The organism is Pseudoalteromonas sp. bablab_jr011, from assembly GCF_016464045.1.
Lineage (GTDB): Bacteria > Pseudomonadota > Gammaproteobacteria > Enterobacterales > Alteromonadaceae > Pseudoalteromonas > Pseudoalteromonas lipolytica.
In genome coordinates this window covers 1-1,059 of the sequence record NZ_JACDWU010000327.1, presented here as the reverse complement: position 1 = coordinate 1,059, position 1,059 = coordinate 1, and the positions used below count along the sequence as shown (strand labels likewise).

At 47.1% G+C, this 1,059-nt stretch carries 1 protein-coding gene; it reads right to left on the bottom strand.

Annotated elements, in window-relative coordinates:
- Positions 1–55 precede the first annotated feature (55 nt).
- Positions 56–979 carry an IS5-like element ISSpu11 family transposase gene (locus JIG41_RS21850; protein ID WP_063530059.1) on the bottom strand — a complete coding sequence of 308 codons (924 nt, stop codon included), beginning with the start codon at positions 977–979 and terminating at the stop codon, positions 56–58.
- Positions 980–1,059: the final 80 nt, after the last annotated feature.

Sequence of the window (1,059 nt, the reverse complement as noted above, 5' to 3'; positions counted from 1 at the left end):
GGCTTTGTTTCCTAAATCGATTCAGCGAGCAAAGCTCCTCATAATCGTTTGAATATTAAACTACACGGTAAGTTTCAGGCATGCCTAGCCCAGTGAGTTTGTTCAACGCCTTTATCATCGCGTAAGTTTCTCCTACCTGACCGTTATAATTTCGCAGGCTCAATCTGCCACCAAGTAGTTGCTTCACTCTGTACATTGCTGTTTCTGAGATTGACCGCCGATGATAACCATACCGTTTTTTCCACTGTTTATTTGAACCATGAAGCTGTTGCCAACTGACCGCTAAGTTACGCGGATGACCTTGTTCCCAGAGCGCGGCGCCTTCCCTCGGTGGAATGAGTACTAAAGCCCGTTTTCTACGAACGGCATCGTGACAGGCTCTTGTGTCGTAAGCACCATCACCTGAGATATTGCGGATTTTGCGATGGATTTGCTTGAGCAAATTCGGCATAACTTTAGCGTCAGTGACACCGGATAAACTCAGTTCCGCTGCAATAATTTCATGGCTATGGGTATCGACAGCGATATGCAGCTTACGCCACACGCGGCGCTTGCCATCTGTGCCATGTTTCTTCACTTTCCACTCACCTTCGCCATAAACCTTCAAGCCTGTCGAGTCGATAGCCAAGTGCTCAATGGTGCCACGCGTCTTGGTTTTAAAAGCAATCTTGACGGTTTTAGCGCGTTTGCTGATGCAAGTGTAATGTGGGCACGAAAGCGGAATATCAGCCAGTTTAAACACCGAGTTGATAAAGCCTTGTAACGCTCGTAGTGGCATCGAGAAAACACGTTTAACCATCAGCGCGGTGGTAATGGCTAAGTCGCTAAATACGCGTGGTCGACCTTTCCTTGGTTGCTCGGCCTTAGCTTTCCACTGGGCGATAGCGTCCTCATCAATCCAGAAGGTAAGTGAGCCACGATTGATCAGGGCTTGATTGTATTGCTTCCAGTTGATTGTTTTATATCGAGGTTTTGACACGATTGATGGGCGAGTTGATGGGCTATGTCGATCAGATCACCAGCTATGGTTTTAGTTCAACTGATTTAGGAAACAAAGCC